Raw genomic sequence first — 18,266 nt, forward strand, 5'->3', positions numbered from 1 at the left:
TTGGTAACGCTGGATGGCCAGTACGTTTTGCCGTCAAAATTGAGTACTACTGATTGTACCGGTCGTCGGGGCCGAGGTCTTTGCCGATGTCATCGGTCAGAAACTTCCGAACCCAGGTCATAAATCCTCCACCCCCTTTTTCTTCTCCTTTGCCCGTGTCCTTCGTATTCTTCCCGGATGTCTGTCCGTTTGTACCATGTCCATGACCGTGACCATGTCCGTTTGTGCCGGAACCAATCACCGGATTCAAAACCATGTGCTGCAAGGGAATGCGGTCGTCCAACCGTTTGAACCCGGCCCACACCAGACCCACTGCCGTGGCAAACGCCGGGTCGCTGACCAGGTCCGCCTTGACATTGTGTTCCAGTTGATCTGGAAAACCGATCCGGACGTCCAGGCCCGTAACGCGCTCAAAAATCCGCTCAATGCCTGAGATCGAAGCCGTTCCGCCGGTCAAAACCACACCGCCGACCAGTTTGTCGCGGTAGCCGGAGCGTATAATTTCGGCCTGTACCATCGCTGCGATTTCTTTCAGACGGGCCTCAATGACGAGGGCCACATTTTTCAGCAGAATATCTTTAGGCGGCCGACCGCTCAGGTTCGGAACCGCCACCACTTCATTCAGTCGGAAATCGGTAGGGTCGGCACTGCCAAACTTCGTTTTCAGCAGTTCAGCCTGGGTTGGCAACACCCGGCAACCGACTTCCAAGTCGGCCGTCAGGCTATTTCCCGCATAAGGAACCACGGCGACATGCCGCAGCACATTTTTGTGATAAATCGCAATTTCAGTGGTTCCACCGCCAATATCGACCAGGGCGACACCGGCGTGTTTTTCCTCATCGGTCAAAACCGCCAAAGCCGACGCGAGGGGCGCCAGCAGGAATTTATCGTTTTCCAGCGGTTCTTTCTGCGGAGATACCGAACGGGCGCGCTGAATACATTTCCGGGTGTAGGAAGCAGAACTCGTTTGTGCCGTAATAACCTGGAAATCAGCTTCCAGCTTGACGCCGATCCGCCCAACGGGGTAGTCGATGTTCGATTCACTGTCGACCGTGAAATCCATTGGCAGGACGTGGACAATTTCTGCACCGGCCGGCAGAACCGAACGGTACATATCGCCCACCAGGTGGTCGATGTCGTCGGCCACCACCTCGTCACCGGGCGACGTGCGCGTAATGCTGCCGTGTTGTCGGCGGGCGGTTACGTTTTGCCCGGAAAAACTGACATTCACGACGTGAATATCGATGTTGGCTTGCCCGGCGGCTTCTTCAACCGCCCGGTTGATGGCTTCGACGGTTTGCCCAATATTGACGACGGAGCCTTTGGTGACTCCTTTGGAAATAGCTTTTCCCACGCCCAGGACATCCAGGCGAGCGTGATCGTTACTGCGGATAAGGCGACCGGCCACGGCGCACACTTTGGTGCTGCCGATGTCCAGTCCAACTATAATTTCTTCCTGCTTAGGTATCATTCGCACACAATCTGGTTACGGTACTGCACACTAACCCTCCGGTATCGTTCCCACCCTTTCAGGGGCAGAATATGCTTGTAAAACAATTTAATCTTTTCAAATTTAGACTCCAGTTCGACGGGTTGCCCGATTTCGATCAGACAGTCGCCCACCTGCGGAATCAGCGTAACCTCGCGATTTCTGTCGACTACCACCTGGGCCACTTGCGCTTTCCAGAACGGGTCTTTTTCAATCTGCTTCAGTAACTCAATCAACGGTTGGTTTTGCTCCGTCGTCAGCGATTTCCGTTCGCTAAAATACGAACCGGACACCAGAACAACCCGTGCCGTGTAATTCATGGACAGTGGAAACCAGCGCCCTTCCTCCGTCAGATAATAACCGGCATACGCTGATTTGTCCTCATCGCCATCCGGAACCAACCGCGCCAACGGTCGTTGCTGCTTGATATCAGCGATCAGAATGCCTTTAAGGTCCCGATACAACTGACAACTTTTTATCAACCCATTCTGTTTCAGCCTTCTTTCCAAAAGCTTCAAATCCAGGTCGGCATAGTCGTCGCCCAGGAGTGGATCGGCGCCTTCGTTGGTCAGCGTTTTCAGTACATCGTTCCGGTTTAAAAACCGGTGGCCATCAACTTCGTCCATCCGGATGTCGATGCCTTCACACTGGCGGTGGTTTTGGCGGTGTTCGGTAAAGGCGATCAGCCCTACCAGAATGGCCAAACCGGCGACGGTCAGAATGAAAGTTCTATTTAAGGGAAAAATAGAAAACATCCGTGTTTATTAACTTTAAAAGAGATGAATTTTTATTGATTGGTCTCAAATAGGTTTCGCAACACCGGAATCATCTGATCAATGTCGCCTGCGCCGATGGTGGCCACCAATTCCGGTGGTTCGTTTCGCAGTAGATCGGTCAGTTCTGCTTTGGTGCATTGGACTTTATTTTCAGACAATATCGATTTAAAAATCAGGTCGGCACTCACCCCTTCAATGGGCAATTCACGGGCGGGGTAAATATCGAGCAAAATAACCCGATCGGCCAGTGAAAGGCTCTTTGCAAATTCCTCGGCGAAATCACGGGTCCGGCTAAAGAGGTGCGGCTGAAAGATGGCCGTTACCTTTCGCTCCGGATACAACGCTTTCAGCGACGATAAAAAGGCAAATACTTCGGCGGGGTGATGGGCGTAATCATCGATAAATATAACGTTTTTTGATTTGAGTATATACTCGAATCGACGTTTTACCCCCTTATAATTTCCGAGTGCCTGCCGGATCTGTTCCGGTGCGACACCCACCTGCAAAGCGGCAGCCGCGGCAGCCACGGCATTCTCGACGTTATGAAAACCGGGCATCTGCAAGGCTATATTTTCGATAACGCCCTGAGGATAAACGATGTCGAAAACGAAGCAGGCATTTTCGATGCGCAAATTCTTACTGTAGAACGAGCCTTCGTCTAACGCGTACTCATAAACGGTTGCCGGGGTGCGGTCGGCCAATGCCAGTCCCCGTTTCATAAACAGCGTGCCATCCGGTTTAATCTGGCTGACGAAAGCGCTGAACGAATCCAGAACCGCGTTGTGGTCGCCATAAATATCCAGGTGGTCGGCGTCGGTCGAGGTGACGATGGCCACCTGAGGAAACAGGGTTAGAAACGACCGGTCAAATTCATCGGCTTCCACCACGCAAATGACCTTCGACAGATCGTCGGTGGGTTCGTTCAGTAGAAAATTGGTGCCGTAATTTTGGGTAATGCCGCCCAGAAAAGCCGCGCAGTTCACGCCCGAATCTTTCAGAATATGGGCCACCATCGACGACGTCGTCGTCTTGCCGTGGGTGCCGGCAATGGCCACGGTGGTCATCCGCCCGGCCAGCAAACCCAACACCTGCGACCGCTTCTGCAACGTAAAACCGTGTTCGGTCAGGTAAATGTATTCCTGATGGGTTTTGGGTACGGCAGGCGTGTAAATGACCAGGGTTTCGTCCCGGTTTTCCCGAAAATGCGCCGGAATCTGTTCGACATCCTCCTCAAAGTGGATTGCCATGCCTTCCTGTTGCAGGGCGTTGGTCAGGGCGGTGGCGGTGCGGTCGTAACCTGCCACTTCATACCCGTTGACCAGAAACCACCGCGCCAGGGCACTCATGCCAATACCGCCAATTCCCAGAAAATAAACGTAACGGATGTTATTCATTTTTAATGGTCTACGATGGTTAAATGGCTATGATGATTTGAATGGTTAAAAATGGTTTCGATGGTTAAATGGTTAAAAATGTTACAGGTCTAATAAACCATCCAACCATTTTTAACCATTCAACCATGCAGCCATTTAAACCATCAAAACCATTTCTACCCATCTATTTTATCAAGTTTAAAACTTCCTCCGCAATTTCCCGCGCGGCTTTGGGCCGGGCCAGTTCGCGAATCTGTTGACTGAGTGTTTGCTGCTGCCCGGGATCGGCCAAAAGCCGCAGAGCCGCCGGAACCAGATCGGTGGGGGCTGCACGGTCGTTGACCAGCAAAGCCGCCTGCCGGTTCACCAGACTCATCGCATTCTTGGTCTGGTGGTCTTCCGAAGCCGCCGGAAACGGCACCAGAATCGCCGGTTTTTCGACCAGGCAAAGCTCGGAAACCGACAAGGCTCCCGCCCGCGACACCACCACGTCGGCGGCTGCGTAGGCCAGATCCATCTCGTAAATAAAATCAAACGCTTTGACCCGGCTGGCCCCGGCATCGGCAATGGCTTTGCGGGCGCGTTCGATGAACAGCGGCCCGGTTTGCCAGACAACCTGATGGCCGGAATCGACCAGCAGCCGAAGGTCTTTTTCGATGCTTTCGTTGATGGTACGCGCTCCCTGACTGCCCCCAATGATTAGCAACGTTTTGCGATCGGGTTCCAGCTTAAAAAAAGCCAGGCCTTCCGGGCGTTTCCCTTTGGCCTGCATAATGTCGGTCCGGACGGGATTGCCCGTCAGCTTGATTTTTTGAACGGGAAAAAACGCTTCCATGCCGGGATAAGCCACGCAGATGGTCTTAGCCCCGCGCGACAACAGCTTGTTGGTTAACCCGGCGTATGAATTCTGCTCCTGAATCAGTGTCGGAATGCCCTTCAGCGAAGCCGCCAGCAAAACCGGGCCGCTGGCGTAGCCCCCCACGCCCACGGCCACATCCGGACCGAAGTCGCGGACGACCTGTTGCGCCTTCAAAAAACTCCGCCCCAGTTTGAACGGGAAAGCCAGATTCTCCAGCGTCAACTCCCGTTTAATCCCGACCACCGGCAAGCCGATGATCCGGTAGCCTGCCCGTGGCACTTTTTCCATTTCCATCTTTCCTTCCGCTCCCACGAACAAAATTTCGGTGGTTGGATCGATGGTTTTCAGCTCATTGGCAATGGCAATCGCCGGATAAATGTGTCCGCCGGTTCCTCCACCGCTGATGATGATGCGTTTTGGCATAGTGGGTTGACTCCAAATTGAAATTACGAATGTGTTAAAAACCGTTCGTAATCAGTTGGTTTACGTTATATTTTACTTTCGTCGGCTTCTCCCCGGCTCACACTGATGATAATGCCGATGGCCGTGCCGGTGAAGAGCAGCGACGTACCGCCCATACTCAGCAAAGGCAACGGCTGGCCCGTCACGGGAACCAATCCGACCGAAACCGCCATGTTGATCATCGCCTGAATCACGATGCTGAACGTTAGACCGGCCGACAGCAAACCGCCGTACGCCCGGTTGGCCTTTCGAATGGCCCGCATCCCGCGCCAGAGCAGATAGAGATAGGCCGCAATGATGACAATGCCGCCGATCAGCCCGTATTCTTCCACGATCATGGCGAAAATAAAGTCGGAATAGGAGTGGGGCAGGAAATTTCGCTGGTGGCTGTTGCCCGGTCCTTGTCCGTAAATTCCGCCGTGTGCCAGCGCGATGTACGATTGTTCAACCTGAAATTCGGGCGGTCGCCTTCCGTTGAAGGTCTCCCAGTAATTGGTCAGACGACTGCCCGATGTTTTAGCCCGCTGCCCGATCAAAAGAGCAAAGCTACCCATGATCATGCAAACCACCACCATGATGAGCAAATACTTGCTGGGTACGCGTCCGATGAACATCAGCAGAAAGCAGGTGGCGGCCAGCAAAGCCGCTGTCGATGCGTTACTCAAAACGATACAGGCACAAATAATCCCGATCCAGCCAATCATGTTGACCAGAACGCTGGGGTCATACTGTTCCTTTTTAATGTGCTGCCGTTTGGCCAGCATGGCGGCCAGATTGGAGATCAGCGCCAGTTTGGCCAAATCCGAGGGCTGAAAAGTCTGGTTGATCAACGGAATGGTGATCCAGCGTGAAGCTTCGTTCAGATTTGTCCCTTTGAAATAAGCCCACAGCAACAGGGGAACGGACAGCCACATGCCAAAGCGCGACAACCGGGCGTAGTAGACGTAGTTGAACCGGTGAGCCACCCACATGCAGGCCAGCCCCAGCACCACCAGCGCGCCGTGTTTAAAGAGGTAATGTTCCGTTGATTGCAGTTTCTGATAGGCCATCGTCCCCGTGGCACTATACACCACCGCAACGCTCATAATCGATAGAAAAAGCACTACCCCCCAAATGTGGTAGTCGCCCTTGATGTTGCTTTTCAACCAGTCTGTTGGAGAGATCGTCATATCTGAGTGAAGAGTTAAGAGTGAAGAGTGAAGAGTTAAAATGGCTGACGCACACGTTAACTCTTCACTCTTCACTCATCATTCATAATTCTTTTTACGGCTTCTTTAAACTGATTACCCCGGTCTTCGTAATTACGGAACAGGTCGAAACTGGCGCAGGCGGGGGATAACAGAACCGTATCGCCCGGATTGGCCAGCTCCAGTCCTTTGGCAACGGCTTCGTTGACGTCCTGCGTCTCGAACAAAGTCGGAACGCGGTCCGCAAAATAGCTCACCAGTTTCCGGTTATCTTTTCCCAGACAAATTAACGCTTTTACTTTTTCCCGAACCAACGGCTCAAGCTGGTCGTAGTCATTTCCTTTGTCTAACCCGCCCGCAATCCACACCACCGGCGTTGGTAGGCTTTCCAGCGCGTAGTAAACCGAATCGACGTTCGTCGCTTTTGAGTCGTTGATGAATCGCACGCCCCTGATTTCGCCCGCCGGTTCGAGCCGGTGAGCAGCATTTTGGAATGTCAGCAATCCTTCCCGCAGTGCGTCCGGTTTGACGCCGACCGCCAGAGCCGCCAGCGTTGCCGCCAGCATGTTGATGGCGTTATGCTGGCCTTTCAATGGCAGATCAGCCAGTGGAATCTCAAGGGAGTGAGAACCATTGTCGATTACCAGCAAACCGTCTTTCAGATATGCGCCCGGTTTGGGCGCATCGACCAGCGACACGGGCAACAGCCGGGGCACCGGTTTTTTAACGGGCAGGGCTTCGCTGATCACCGGACTTTCCTGGTAGTAGATAAACGTGTCGTCGGGGGTCATGTTTTGCAAAATACGGAATTTCGAGTCGACGTATTTTGAAAACTGGTACTCGTAGCGGTCGAGGTGATCGGGCGTGATGTTGAGCAGGATGGCGACATTCATTCGGGCCTGAATCATATCGTCCAACTGGAAACTACTCAGTTCCAGAACATAATAGTCAAATGAATGGTCGAGAACCTGTTGCGCGAAACTGTCACCGATGTTCCCCGCCAGACCGACGTTGAAGCCGGCGGTTTTGAGCAGATGATAGGTTAGGAGCGTCGTAGTGGTTTTTCCGTTGCTGCCCGTAATGCCGATCAGTTGGGCCTTCGTGTAGCGCGAAGCCAGTTCGATTTCCGAGATAATCGGGATTTTCTTTTCCCGGAGTTTCTGAATAATGGGCGCTTTTTCGGGAATGCCGGGGCTTTTCACCACTTCGTCGGCCTGAAAAATAGTTTCTTCGGTATGATGTCCTTCTTCAAACGGGATGCCCTCTTGCTGGAGAATCTGACGATAGGATTCCTGTAAGAGACTTTTGTCCGACAAAAAAATCGTGTATCCTTTTGCTTTTGCCAGCAAAGCCGCACCCACTCCGCTTTCTCCTCCGCCCAAAACAACCATCAATTCCCTAGTACCTTTCATAGATTCATGTGCAAACCGGAGACAAAAATAGAGGTTTCACCGTAGTCTGTTCGCCCCTTCACCAATCTTTTTGTTTCTAAAAAAGAAACCCCGCTCTGGAGCGGGGTCGATGGAGTGGGTACAGTGGAAAGGTTACTCTTTCTTTTCCTGCGACCTAAAACGGTTGGCCGCCTTAACAATGAGAAACACCACCCAGGCAATGATCAAGAACTGAATGACAATGTTGAGGAAATTGCCGTACCGAATGGCGACTTCCGGCGTTTCACCGACGGCTTCCTTCAGAACAACTTTCAAATTACTGAAATCGACACCGCCCGTTAAGAGCCCCAGGATCGGGTTGATAATATCTTCAACCAGAGAGGTGGTTATTTTTCCGAAAGCCGCACCAATAATGACACCCACGGCCAAATCCAGTACGTTGCCCTGAGCAATGAAGGTTTTAAATTCTTTCAGCATGGATTGAGTGGTTAAGTTGATTGGCAGGAAGTTATGAAATGTAACCGTTTTGTCAAATTTATTTACAAAAAAAGAAAAACCGGTCTTATTTCGCCTGTCTGGCAACTTATGCGTCGGTTTTCTTTTCTTCCACCCACACCCGCATTTCTTCTAAAGTCATGGCGCCATACTGTGTTGCCAGGGCCACATCGGCCGCATCCCGGCCATAAGCGACCACGATCCGATTGCCACGGGGTTCTTTTTGGGTGGCGTCGAACGTATACCAACGGCCATCGATGAACGCTTCGAACCAGGCGTGCAGATCCATCGGTTCCAGCAGGTGCAGGTAGCCTACCACCATGCGGGCCGGAATGTTGATGCTGCGGCAGAGCGAAATGCCCAGGTGCGCAAAATCCCGGCAGACGCCAATGCGCTTTTCGGCGGTTTCAACGGCCGACGTGCTGGCATCGCTGGTGCCATACTGGTACGTCACGCGGGTCTGAATCCAGCTCCGGATCGCTTCAACCTGGTCGTAGCCGGGGAGGGCGGTTTCCGTAATTTCGGCCGCCAGGGCTCCCAGCCGGTCCGACTGGCAGTAGCGGCTGGGTAGTAAAAACTGCAGGGTGTCGTCGGGTAAATCCTGCACGGGCACAAAGGGCGCGCCGGGAGCTGTATCGATTTCGTCGGCGGTTTCGATCACCAGCGATATTTGGATCTTAAACTGGCCCTCTGGGGCCATCAGCCGCTGGCACAGATTGCCGTACGGGTCGGTGTATTCGATCACCGGAATGCTCGGTTCGATCTGGTATTCCTCGGAAATTACCCACTGCCCGGCACCGGAGCGGGGGCGTAACATAAGCACAACAGGTGCTGGAGCCGGAACTTCGTAGAGGAGTTCACAGCCGGCGAAAAGTTTCATAAATTATCAGGATGCGAGCGTCGGTTTTAAATTGCTCAAGCTTTCCTAACTTCAATTTCTGTGAAATTGTTCTTCGTTTTTCAGGAGTAAACGAATTATTTTCTGTACGGTTGAACGCAAAAACGACCCCGCTCTAAAACCGGGGTCGTTTTTGCGTTGGAGGATGGTCAATCCGTTAAATCTTCACGGAATATTTCTGCTGATAGGTCTTTGTTTTGAACTGATCGAAGGGCTCTTTGCTGTAATGGTCGCCCCCGATAAAGGTGATGATCTGGTGAAATTCCGGTGCTTTTATGTACCCGGGGATGGGTTGAATCGGCTGGAATTTCTCGTTCAGAAATACGACAGTCGGGTAGCTTAACTGGTTGCGCAACAACGCAGCCGCCAGTTGATGATAGCCCCGACCACCCTGCGCAACGTACACAAATTTATCGGTTCCCAGCACGATGTCGGCCTTCTGTTCGGCGTTCAACTTGACGGCATAGTAGTTTTTATTGATGTAGTCGACAACGGAAGGGTTGGTGAAGGTTTCGCGATCCATAACCTTGCACCAGCCGCACCAATCGGTATACACGTCGATGAAAACCTTCTTCGGCGTTTTCTGATTCAGCGCAAAGGCTTCCTCAATCGTGAGCCACTTGATTTTGGCCTCTTCTTTGGTGGCTTCCGGGCGGGGCCGAAACGAAACCAGTGTCACTGCCATAAGCAGCATGGTTACAATAACGGTGAATAATTTATTCATAAGTCTGATGATTTAGGCAAAACCGCTTCCGGGTTGCTGTACCAAATTAGATAACGAAAGATACGAAGGAAACCGTGTGGCACAACGCGAAGTTCGTGCTCCTTGTTTTGACTTCAAAAAGGAGGAAGAGTAACGCGTTTTCGCTAAAAAACTATTGGATGTATCGGTTTCGTCATTCAAAACGGATTTTGGTCATCGTGCAAGTCCTTGATCGATCCAAAACCGATGACATCCCGGAATACCGGGTTATCGCGGAGTTCGGTGGCACGCATCAGCTTATCGCTCCCGAACTTCGCTTTCACTTCATAAACCGTTTTCCGAAGCGTGTTTTTGCGGGTATTGTCTTCAAACAAGCTGAAAGGAACCAGTTGGGCAGGGATAAACCGGAACACACTGACGCTCATGCTCCGGATCGAGTGGTTCAAAATTGGTTCACACTGGTTGAGTTTCTGAAACCGCTCGAAGCGTTGCCGGATCAGGTGGTAGAGTTCCATGCTGTCCTGCTTCGGTTCGGGCAGCCGGACTTCGTCGCTGTAGTTTCGGCCGTCATGATACCGGCAATAGAACGTCACGATCTGGCAAAAGACATCCTGGCGCACCATCCGGCGCTCGAGCGTCAGGCAAAGCGACTGGAGCAGCTCATCCAGTTGCTCCTCGGATCGTCGTTGGGCCGATGAAATGGTTCGCATGGCCTGCATGCTTTTGTAGGCGCTGGTTTCCAGATCCACTTCGCCCCCGAAGTTCAGCCGCAAATGCCAGTGCCAGCCGATGACGCTTTGACAAACCGCCCGCAGTCGTTCGGGGGAGGCATACCGCAGATTCAGGGGCGTCAGAATGCCTTTGTCTTCGAGTCGTTTTGCCATTCGGGTTCCAATACCGGGCAAATCCGTCAGTTTCAGATCTCGTAAAACGTCGTCGATGGTTTCGGGCGTGATCATCACCAGACCGTCGGGCTTCTGAAGATCCGATCCTAATTTGGCCAGAAACGCATTGGGTGCAATCCCGATGGAGCAGCGTAAATAATCGCCGACCTTTTCGCGAATGTCCCGTTTGATCTGCTGAGCGACCTCCCGCACGTCCTTGTACATCAACTGACAGCGCGTGAGGTCGACCACCGCTTCGTCGATACTTTTCGGCAGCACATCGGGCGTAAACTGGCGGAGCACATCGATGATGGCAACGTGAAATTCACGGTAACGCTTGGAATTCGTTTCAACCGGAACCAGATCCGGGCAAATCTTTACGGCTTCGTCCAGTCGCATCCCGAGCCTGATCCCCAGACGTTTGGCTTCGATGGAAGGCGCAATTACGCAGCCCTGTTTTCCGGTATAGACGCACACCGCAATCGGGCGGTCGCGCAGGTAATAATTCACCTGTTGCTCGCAACTGGCAAAAAAACTGTTCATATCGACGAACAGAACCGTCGGTTTCGTGTATTCCCCCAGCCGCTTCATCCTTTTTTTAGCTATCGTATAATATTATTCTGGTAGTTTTCATCGGATTTGTTGTTTTATTTAGTAAATTTGATCACAATATATAATACTTATATTATAAAAGTCAACAACTATATTATGTTTAACGAACCCGGAAAATCTTTTGAGGAGGGTTTAGAGCCGATTCAGGAGCGGTTGCGGCAAGTATTTGACGCGCTGGAAATCAGTATCTACCAGGCTGCCAAAGACCTGGGTGAGAACTCATCAAAGTTTTATAACATCCTGAACGGCCGTGCTAAACCATCGTATGATACCATCATGCGGTTGTTGGAGCAATATCCGCAGGTACGGGCCGACTTTCTGTTGCGGGGGCAGAAACCCGTGTTGGACGAGCCGGAGCAGAACGGAAAAATTATTGAACTGGAAGTACGGTATACCGACCTTCCTTTTGTGCCGACGCGTTTCTACGCGAGCTTCATCGAGACCTACATTGAAGGAATCAGTATGGCACAGATGGAAACGTACCGCGTTCCGGTTCATCTGGTGGGCAATCACAAGGACCCGGTTGTTATCGAGGTTTCGGGCAACAGCATGACGCCACAACTGGCAAACGGAGCGAAAGTGCTGGCGATTCTGGTGGACCCTAATAATTGGGAATACCAGTCAGGCGGCATCTTTGCGGTAATTTACCGAGATTTCTTCGTTGTTAAACGCATCAAAGACAACGAATTATTGACCAAACAGCGGCTCACGTTGCATTCCGATAACCCAAACGGCGGCAGCGTTACGGTTCCGTTGAAAGACATACGCGGAATTTGGAAAATTGTGCGGGTTATTGACTCGCCGGTGGAATAATGTATGGGAGAAAAACGCATTTTCGTTTAAGAACAGCTAAAATGGGAGACCCGCACACCTGTCAGGTTTTCAAAACCTGACAGGTGTGCGGGTCTCCCATTTTAGATTAAATATCCATAGTATCGTGAAAATCAATAAAGGCAGCTCGCCCACCAAACCAACTCAAAACTTCATCGCGACACAATAAGGTTGGTTTTTCGGAAATCAACGATTGAAAAGAAGAATGCGGCCATTTAGCCAATTTCCTGCAAAAACCGTGTTTGACGGGATTATGGTGGATATAATAAATAAGTTGGTTGTAATATCGTTCATCGCTTACTTCTTTTCTTTTGAAAGGATTTAGGAATAAGGCTCCTTTTCGCCCAAATCGCCGGTTATAGGCTTTGGCGTATGCGTTGAAGAAATTCGAAAATACTTGACTGAGTTGAAAGGTTATTTTATCCTGCAATTCCAGAGAACTCAGTTTTTCAGGCATTTCAAAATAAGATGCCAACTCGCTTTTGGATTTTATGCGAACGAATAAATGAAAATGGTTAGGCATCAAACAATAGGCGAACGTATCGACTACAGGCGCGCAGTGTTCTGCGTATTTTTTCAGAAAATACTGGTAGTTAGGGATTTCCCGAAACAATAAGTCAGATGCGTTTGCATGGTTATAGATGTGATAATACTGATCAGGCAGCAGGGGAAGGGGACTAACTGACATAGTGGAAGTTTTATCTGTTTAGACGTAAAAACACCTGTCAGGTTTCCAAAGCCTGACAGGTGTTTTTGTTTAACTTGCGAAAGGATTTAACCGCTTCTATTTGATGAATCTCAACGGAAAGGCCAAAGAACAAATGAGCTACGATGCCATCGTCATCGGCTCGGGAATCAGCGGGGGCTGGGCCGCCAAAGAACTGTGTGAAAAGGGTCTGAAAACTCTCGTGCTGGAACGGGGCCGCATGGTAAAACACATCACGGATTATCCGACTGCTATGGCCAATCCGTGGGACCTGCCCCACCGCAACCGGATGCCCGACACGTTTGAAGTGGCCAATCCCGTAGCCACCAAATGTTACGCGCTGGACGAGGCCACGCAGCAGTATTTCGTGAAAGATGCCGAGCATCCCTACATTCAGGAAAAACCGTTCGACTGGATTCGGGGCTATCAGGTGGGCGGAAAATCGCTGATCTGGGCGCGGCAGACCCAGCGATGGAGCGACTATGAATTTGTCGCCCCGGCCCGCGACGGTTTCGCCGTCGACTGGCCCATTCGCTACGCCGACCTTGCCCCCTGGTATAGCCGGGTCGAGAAGTTTGTCGGCATCAGTGGCAACAAAGACGGGATCGACAGCCTGCCCGACGGCGAGTTTTTGCCGCCTTTTGAACTGAACTGCGTCGAAAAACACATCCAGACGGCGGTTAAAACCAACTATACCGACCGGCACGTGATCATTGGCCGATGCGCCCACCTGACCAAACCGCAGCCCATTCATTTGCAGCAGGGCAGAGGGCAATGCCAGGCGCGGCATTTGTGCTACCGGGGCTGTCCGTTTGGCGGGTATTTCAGTTCCAACTCCGCGACCTTGCCGTGGGCGGCCAAAACCGGTAATCTGACGATTCGGCCCGACTCCGTCGTTCACTCCATCATTTACGATGAACAGAAAGGCAAGGCAACGGGGGTGCGGGTGATCGACGCCCATACGAAGGCAACGACCGAGTATTTTGCCAAAATCATCTTTGTGAATGCGGCCTGTCTGAATTCCAACCTGGTGTTATTGAATTCGACCTCAAAACGCTTTCCGAATGGCCTGGGCAACGACAACGGGCTGCTGGGCCGTTACGTGGCCTTCCATAATTACCGGGGCAGTCTGACGGCTTCGTTCGAGGGTTATAAGGACCAGTATTTCTACGGACGTCGACCGACCACGGCTTTTATGCCTTCCTTCCGCAATGTGAAAAAACAGGAAACGGACTTTCAGCGGGGCTACATGGTGGCCTTTAGCGCCAGCCGCGCCGGTTGGGGACGTGGCAATGGGCAGGAAGGATTCGGGGCGGAATTTAAAGAAAGTCTGCTGACACCGGGCGACTGGAGCGTGTATATGATGATGCAGGCCGAAACCGTTCCGAAATACGAAAACCACGTTCGATTGAGTGCCGATCAGAAAGATCCCTGGGGCATTCCGCAACTGATTACGTCGGTGGGGTACGACGACAATGACGTAAAAATCTTGAAAGACTTTCTGGTGCAGGGGGCCGAGATGCTCGACAAATCAGGGTGTAAAAACATCGCGTCTTATGACGATAACCGCAATCCGGGTCTGGACATTCACGAAATGGGCGGTGTCAGGATGGGAAAAGACCCCAAAACGTCGCTGCTGAACAAGTGGAATCAGTTTCACAACGTCAAAAATGTTTTCGTCACCGATGGGGCCTGTATGACATCGGTTGGCAACCAAAACCCGTCCATTACGTTTATGGCCCTGACGGCACGAGCGGCCAATTACGCGGCTGCGGAGTTGAAGAAAGGGAAGCTGTAAACTTAATGATGAGTTATGAACGATGAACGATGAATGCGTCAGCCCCATTCATCGTTCATCGTTCATAACTCATCATTAAGTTCAATACCGGATTGTCCAATATGGGTTTTCCTGGGCTTTGGTGCTGGTCTGGATATGGTCTTTGATCAATTTATCGTAGTCGGCGGTTTTGATTTTCTTGCCTTTGATCTTTTTGGTAGCGGTCAATTCCTTCGAGACATCCCGCATCTCAATCTTGCTGGCGGTAATGACCGCGTCACCGTCGTTCAAATCCAGTTCCAGAATCAGGCCCGGTAAGCCGAAATACTGCTCGGGTCCGGCCGAAACCGGAATGTCCTGGGCAAACCAGGCGACGACTTTCTGTTGCTTGATGGGGTCTTCGGTTTCGGCCTTCATGCAGATGTGGCCAGCGATGTCTTTCAACTGGTTCAGAATCTTCCATTGGGGCGTTTTCAGGGAATCGTCGATGAGGTAGGTTCTTCCCAGCATTTCGATCACGTCCGACTTGGTTTCCTGTTTGAAATCACGACGGATGATGTAATCGCTGTTTCGGTAAGACCACTGACCGTTTTCGCTCCGCCAGTATTCACTTTCGTTCGTATACAGACTTTGATCTTCGTTGAAATACAGCACCATTTGGGTGGGGCGGCTGCTGTAATTTTTGTTGGTGGCCTTCATGCGTTCTTTCTGATCCAGGCTCAGAAACGTCATCCGGGACATGATTTTAACGTAATCCTGCGTGCGGTCATACGTAACGACACCTTCCATTTTTTGGGCCATTGACGGCGCCCCGATCATTACGAGAAGAAGAATCAGAAGCTTTTTCATTATCATTTGCGGTTCCTGCTGATTAATAAATGTAGTTATTTTGACGCATTTGCGACTTCAGGCCCCGTAGGTTATACGAAAAGGAGAGCATGAAATACCGCGCCAGCGTTTGAACCCGCTCGGTTTGAACGTAATTCTGGTAAGCCTGTTGCGTAATGCCCCGGTTTTTGTTGAATACATCATAGGCCGTCAGCCGCACCTCCGCTTTGTTGTCTTTCAGGAAGAGTTTGTAGACGGCCAGGTTCAAAATCGGCAACTCCTGTCTAAAATCAAACTTGGGGTTTTTGTAAATCTGGTAATTCATCCGTCCGTTGAAGAAAATCCCCTTAGGCAACTGGACGTTCATGTTACCGCCGTAATTGTAATTATAAATGGTCAGGTTTTGCGCCGTATTGACGGAATACTTCGTATCCGTGATGCTGAAGTTAAACGTTGGATAAAACGTAAATTTTTCGCTCGGCGTCAAATCCAGGCTCATGTAGGCGTTGTAGTTGTTGTTGTTGGTTTGGTTCGGTACGCCATTGATGAACGTCGGGAATTTGTTAAGGTTGGTGTAAAAATTCGTATTCAATACCGCTTTCGTCTTTTTTATCGGGAAACTAAAATAAACGCTTCCGCCTTTGGTGGTTCCACCGCTGATGTTCTCCGGGCGGGTTGTCGTTACCAGTAACTCATTAACCGTTTGATTATAAACGATTTGATTGATGTTGTAGCCGTAGTTGACATTGACGAACACGTTGACAAAGCTACCGGGATTGAAGACGCCAAATCCGCCACTGACCCGGTGCGTAAGCGAGGGTAATAAATCGGGATTTCCTTCCCGAATAAAGCGGGGATTACTATTGTCGATAACCGGTTGCAAATCACTCGTTTGTGGCTGGTTGACGTTGACATTGTAACCGGCGTTAAACCGTTTGTTCTTCTTGTTGTAGTTTACGCTGACATTGGGAACAACCGAGAAATAATTGCGGTCGACTTTCGTAAAATTCGAGGACCCCTGATTCGAGGCAAATTGCCCGGCCTGATGAAACCACATCCCCGCCAAACCGCCCGACACATTAAATCCTTTGTCGGAATAACGGATCAGAGAGCCAATCCGGTTGTAGGTAAAATCGTTGGTGTAATACCGGCTCAGCGTTTCATTCCGAACGGAAATCTGGTCACCGACATCGAACACGTCACGATCGACCTTGTCGTTGCGTCGGCTGAAGTTGTAAAACGTTTCCCAGAATGTTGTTTTTGATAAGGGTTCGGTATAATCCAGACTGGACTTGATTTCGGTTCGCAAACTGCTGGTGACGTTGTCCTGGTTGATGCGGAAAACCATCGGGCCGGTGGCGGTGGTGTCATTAAAATAGGTGTTGGTCGAGCGTTGCTGGGCCGAACCATCGGTATCGTTCACGTTATAGGCCAGGCTGGCGGCAAAGTTGCGCCCTTTCTTTCGGAAGGTGTGCCGGTAAATCGCCGTTGTCGCAAGCTGAAAACCGTTGAACTGGTTGTAGTTGGCAAAATTGGTCTGGCTGGTGCGCGTTTCCTGATTGGGCCCTTCAAAAAAGTTCTGATCGCTGAACAGGTTGGTGTTGCCATTGTTGGCGCGCAGGTTGCCGATGATCACCAGGGTATTGAGCGAATCGATTTTTTGCTCGAACCGGGCACTGCCCCGGTGGTTTCGGGTCAGGCTACCCTGGCTCTTGTGGTCCGTATTCAAAAATGAACTATTGGGTAGAAAGGTCTCTTTTTCTAAATCCGAGTTGAGCGTCAGACCGCTCTGGTTGTAGAAATAATTGGAGCTAAGTTTGGTTTTTTTTGTATCGTAATTATAATTCGCACCACCGGCATAGTTGCGGGAAAAGCCCCGGCTGTTGCTCCCCCCGCCCGTGATGGGAACCCCGATGCCATCATCGCCCCCGAAGAAGTAGACCCCTCCGCTGTAGAACCCGAAATCACCCTGATCTTCCCAATTAAAGGATTGGCTTCCCCGAAAATCCTGGTAATCATCGAACGATAAACCGGTCTGGTTGATGTTATTGCCGAGACCAATCACCGACATTTGTTCTTTGGTATTGAAGCGGTTGTAATTTCCCCGGAGCTGAAACCGGTCTTTTGTACCGGCGCCCGCGGTCACTTTCCCGAAACCGCCTTTGCGGTGGCTTTCCTTCAGTTCCAGGTTAACAGCCTTTTCCCGTTTTCCGTCGTCGATACCCGTCGTCTTAGCCGCTTCTGTTTTATCGTTGAACACCTGCACCTTTGAAATGGCGTCGGCGGGGAGGTTTTTGGTGGCTAATTTGGGGTCTGAGCCAAAGAACGTTTTTCCGTCAACGGTAACTTTCGTGACGTTTTCGCCCTGGGCTTTGATGTTTCCTTCCTGATCGACCTGCATCCCCGGCAGCTTGCGGAGCAATTCTTCTACCGTCGATCCGGGCGGTACCTTGAACGAAGCGGCATTGTACTCGATGGTATCGCCCCGAATGCTCAGCGGTGCTTTGGCCGCTTTAATAACTACTTCCAGTAATTCTTTCTGAATGGGCTTGATGGGCAAGGCACCCAGGTCGGTTACCTCGCTGTTGTCAGGATTCACTTCCACCTGCAAGGGCAAAAAACCGACGTACGATACTTTCAGAATGTAGGGAGCCCGCTTTACATTCCGGAATTCAAACGCCCCTTTGTCGTTGGTTCGGCCGAAATTGACCAGTGCGGAGTCTTTCGGGGTCAGGAGCATCACCGTTGCTCCGGGCATGATGGCTTTGGACGTATCGGTAATGGAACCCCGGATGGTGATCCGGTTCGACTGTTGGGCAAAAGCCGCCTGACAACATACTGTTAGTAACAGCAGCAGGAAAAATTTTTTCATAGGGAACAGGATTCAGTTTGCAATACGCACCGGCAAATTGGAAAGAATTAACATCCGTTGCTGAAAGTTAACAAATTTTAATAGTTACAACTACAGTTGTAGTTAAAAAATATTTTTATAGGA

Annotated in this window: 15 protein-coding genes; 2 read left to right on the forward strand and 13 right to left on the reverse strand. The window is 50.9% G+C overall.

Features of this window, described 5'->3' with window-relative positions; genetic code table 11:
• Nucleotides 1-46 precede the first annotated feature (46 nt).
• The 10 genes from ftsA to ACS5NO_RS30670 form a co-directional block, all read right to left on the reverse strand.
• A complete protein-coding gene (gene ftsA, locus ACS5NO_RS30625; protein ID WP_138992954.1) occupies nt 47-1,471 on the reverse strand; it encodes a cell division protein FtsA in 1,425 nt (474 codons plus the stop codon).
• A complete protein-coding gene (locus ACS5NO_RS30630; RefSeq protein ID WP_138992955.1) occupies nt 1,468-2,244 on the reverse strand; it encodes a cell division protein FtsQ/DivIB in 777 nt (258 codons plus the stop codon). The genes ftsA and ACS5NO_RS30630 overlap by 4 nt, the downstream gene beginning before the upstream one ends.
• Before the next feature lie 32 nt (nt 2,245-2,276).
• A complete protein-coding gene (gene murC / locus ACS5NO_RS30635) occupies nt 2,277-3,659 on the reverse strand; it encodes a UDP-N-acetylmuramate--L-alanine ligase (protein WP_439418650.1) in 1,383 nt (460 codons plus the stop codon).
• Between the two features lie 163 nt (nt 3,660-3,822).
• Nucleotides 3,823-4,920 carry an undecaprenyldiphospho-muramoylpentapeptide beta-N-acetylglucosaminyltransferase gene (murG, locus tag ACS5NO_RS30640; protein WP_439418651.1) on the reverse strand — a complete coding sequence of 366 codons (1,098 nt, stop codon included), beginning with the start codon at nt 4,918-4,920 and terminating at the stop codon, nt 3,823-3,825.
• 65 nt (nt 4,921-4,985) lie between these two features.
• Entirely contained in the window at nt 4,986-6,128 is a 1,143-nt protein-coding gene (locus tag ACS5NO_RS30645; protein WP_170315701.1) for an FtsW/RodA/SpoVE family cell cycle protein, read from the reverse strand.
• 71 nt (nt 6,129-6,199) lie between these two features.
• Nucleotides 6,200-7,558, reverse strand: coding sequence for a UDP-N-acetylmuramoyl-L-alanine--D-glutamate ligase (murD, locus tag ACS5NO_RS30650; protein ID WP_439418652.1), 1,359 nt, complete (start codon nt 7,556-7,558; stop codon nt 6,200-6,202).
• Nucleotides 7,559-7,690: 132 nt separating this feature from the next.
• On the reverse strand, nt 7,691-8,014 hold the full coding sequence (mscL, locus tag ACS5NO_RS30655; RefSeq protein WP_150877256.1) for a large-conductance mechanosensitive channel protein MscL: 324 nt from the start codon (nt 8,012-8,014) through the stop codon (nt 7,691-7,693).
• Nucleotides 8,015-8,120: 106 nt separating this feature from the next.
• On the reverse strand, nt 8,121-8,912 hold the full coding sequence (locus tag ACS5NO_RS30660; protein ID WP_439418653.1) for a transglutaminase family protein: 792 nt from the start codon (nt 8,910-8,912) through the stop codon (nt 8,121-8,123).
• A gap of 175 nt (nt 8,913-9,087) precedes the next feature.
• A complete protein-coding gene (locus ACS5NO_RS30665) occupies nt 9,088-9,654 on the reverse strand; it encodes a thioredoxin family protein (RefSeq protein ID WP_439418654.1) in 567 nt (188 codons plus the stop codon).
• Nucleotides 9,655-9,830: 176 nt separating this feature from the next.
• Nucleotides 9,831-11,108 carry a DNA polymerase Y family protein gene (locus tag ACS5NO_RS30670; protein ID WP_439418655.1) on the reverse strand — a complete coding sequence of 426 codons (1,278 nt, stop codon included), beginning with the start codon at nt 11,106-11,108 and terminating at the stop codon, nt 9,831-9,833.
• Between the two features lie 117 nt (nt 11,109-11,225).
• Here ACS5NO_RS30670 and ACS5NO_RS30675 point away from each other — a divergent pair, with 117 nt between their 5' ends.
• The gene (locus ACS5NO_RS30675) at nt 11,226-11,942 is read left to right on the forward strand and encodes a LexA family transcriptional regulator (protein WP_114407483.1); all 717 of its coding nucleotides are present in this window, start codon (nt 11,226-11,228) and stop codon (nt 11,940-11,942) included.
• Between the two features lie 106 nt (nt 11,943-12,048).
• On the opposite strand, the gene ACS5NO_RS30680 is transcribed toward ACS5NO_RS30675, so the two are convergent.
• Nucleotides 12,049-12,648, reverse strand: coding sequence for a transposase (locus ACS5NO_RS30680; protein ID WP_439418656.1), 600 nt, complete (start codon nt 12,646-12,648; stop codon nt 12,049-12,051).
• 103 nt (nt 12,649-12,751) lie between these two features.
• Here ACS5NO_RS30680 and ACS5NO_RS30685 point away from each other — a divergent pair, with 103 nt between their 5' ends.
• On the forward strand, nt 12,752-14,464 hold the full coding sequence (locus tag ACS5NO_RS30685) for a GMC oxidoreductase (protein ID WP_439418657.1): 1,713 nt from the start codon (nt 12,752-12,754) through the stop codon (nt 14,462-14,464).
• Nucleotides 14,465-14,545: 81 nt separating this feature from the next.
• Here ACS5NO_RS30685 and ACS5NO_RS30690 read toward each other — a convergent pair whose 3' ends face one another.
• A complete protein-coding gene (locus ACS5NO_RS30690) occupies nt 14,546-15,292 on the reverse strand; it encodes a GLPGLI family protein (protein WP_439418658.1) in 747 nt (248 codons plus the stop codon).
• A 22-nt stretch (nt 15,293-15,314) separates the two neighbouring features.
• Nucleotides 15,315-18,143, reverse strand: coding sequence for an outer membrane beta-barrel protein (locus tag ACS5NO_RS30695; protein WP_439418659.1), 2,829 nt, complete (start codon nt 18,141-18,143; stop codon nt 15,315-15,317).
• Nucleotides 18,144-18,266 lie beyond the last annotated feature (123 nt).

Origin of the sequence: Larkinella fluvii (assembly GCF_051857545.1) — a bacterium.
Taxonomy (GTDB): Bacteria; Bacteroidota; Bacteroidia; order Cytophagales; family Spirosomataceae; genus Larkinella.

What these genes read in the sequence shown, in the direction of transcription:
- ftsA (WP_138992954.1), bottom strand. Translation starts at nt 1,471, where the DNA reads ATGATACCTAAGCAGGAAGAAATTATAGTTGGACTGGACATCGGCAGC.
- ACS5NO_RS30630 (WP_138992955.1), bottom strand. Translation starts at nt 2,244, where the DNA reads ATGTTTTCTATTTTTCCCTTAAATAGAACTTTCATTCTGACCGTCGCC.
- murC (WP_439418650.1), bottom strand. Translation starts at nt 3,659, where the DNA reads ATGAATAACATCCGTTACGTTTATTTTCTGGGAATTGGCGGTATTGGC.
- murG (WP_439418651.1), bottom strand. Translation starts at nt 4,920, where the DNA reads ATGCCAAAACGCATCATCATCAGCGGTGGAGGAACCGGCGGACACATT.
- ACS5NO_RS30645 (WP_170315701.1), bottom strand. Translation starts at nt 6,128, where the DNA reads ATGACGATCTCTCCAACAGACTGGTTGAAAAGCAACATCAAGGGCGAC.
- murD (WP_439418652.1), bottom strand. Translation starts at nt 7,558, where the DNA reads ATGAAAGGTACTAGGGAATTGATGGTTGTTTTGGGCGGAGGAGAAAGC.
- mscL (WP_150877256.1), bottom strand. Translation starts at nt 8,014, where the DNA reads ATGCTGAAAGAATTTAAAACCTTCATTGCTCAGGGCAACGTACTGGAT.
- ACS5NO_RS30660 (WP_439418653.1), bottom strand. Translation starts at nt 8,912, where the DNA reads ATGAAACTTTTCGCCGGCTGTGAACTCCTCTACGAAGTTCCGGCTCCA.
- ACS5NO_RS30665 (WP_439418654.1), bottom strand. Translation starts at nt 9,654, where the DNA reads ATGAATAAATTATTCACCGTTATTGTAACCATGCTGCTTATGGCAGTG.
- ACS5NO_RS30670 (WP_439418655.1), bottom strand. Translation starts at nt 11,108, where the DNA reads ATGAAGCGGCTGGGGGAATACACGAAACCGACGGTTCTGTTCGTCGAT.
- ACS5NO_RS30675 (WP_114407483.1), top strand. Translation starts at nt 11,226, where the DNA reads ATGTTTAACGAACCCGGAAAATCTTTTGAGGAGGGTTTAGAGCCGATT.
- ACS5NO_RS30680 (WP_439418656.1), bottom strand. Translation starts at nt 12,648, where the DNA reads ATGTCAGTTAGTCCCCTTCCCCTGCTGCCTGATCAGTATTATCACATC.
- ACS5NO_RS30685 (WP_439418657.1), top strand. Translation starts at nt 12,752, where the DNA reads ATGAATCTCAACGGAAAGGCCAAAGAACAAATGAGCTACGATGCCATC.
- ACS5NO_RS30690 (WP_439418658.1), bottom strand. Translation starts at nt 15,292, where the DNA reads ATGAAAAAGCTTCTGATTCTTCTTCTCGTAATGATCGGGGCGCCGTCA.
- ACS5NO_RS30695 (WP_439418659.1), bottom strand. Translation starts at nt 18,143, where the DNA reads ATGAAAAAATTTTTCCTGCTGCTGTTACTAACAGTATGTTGTCAGGCG.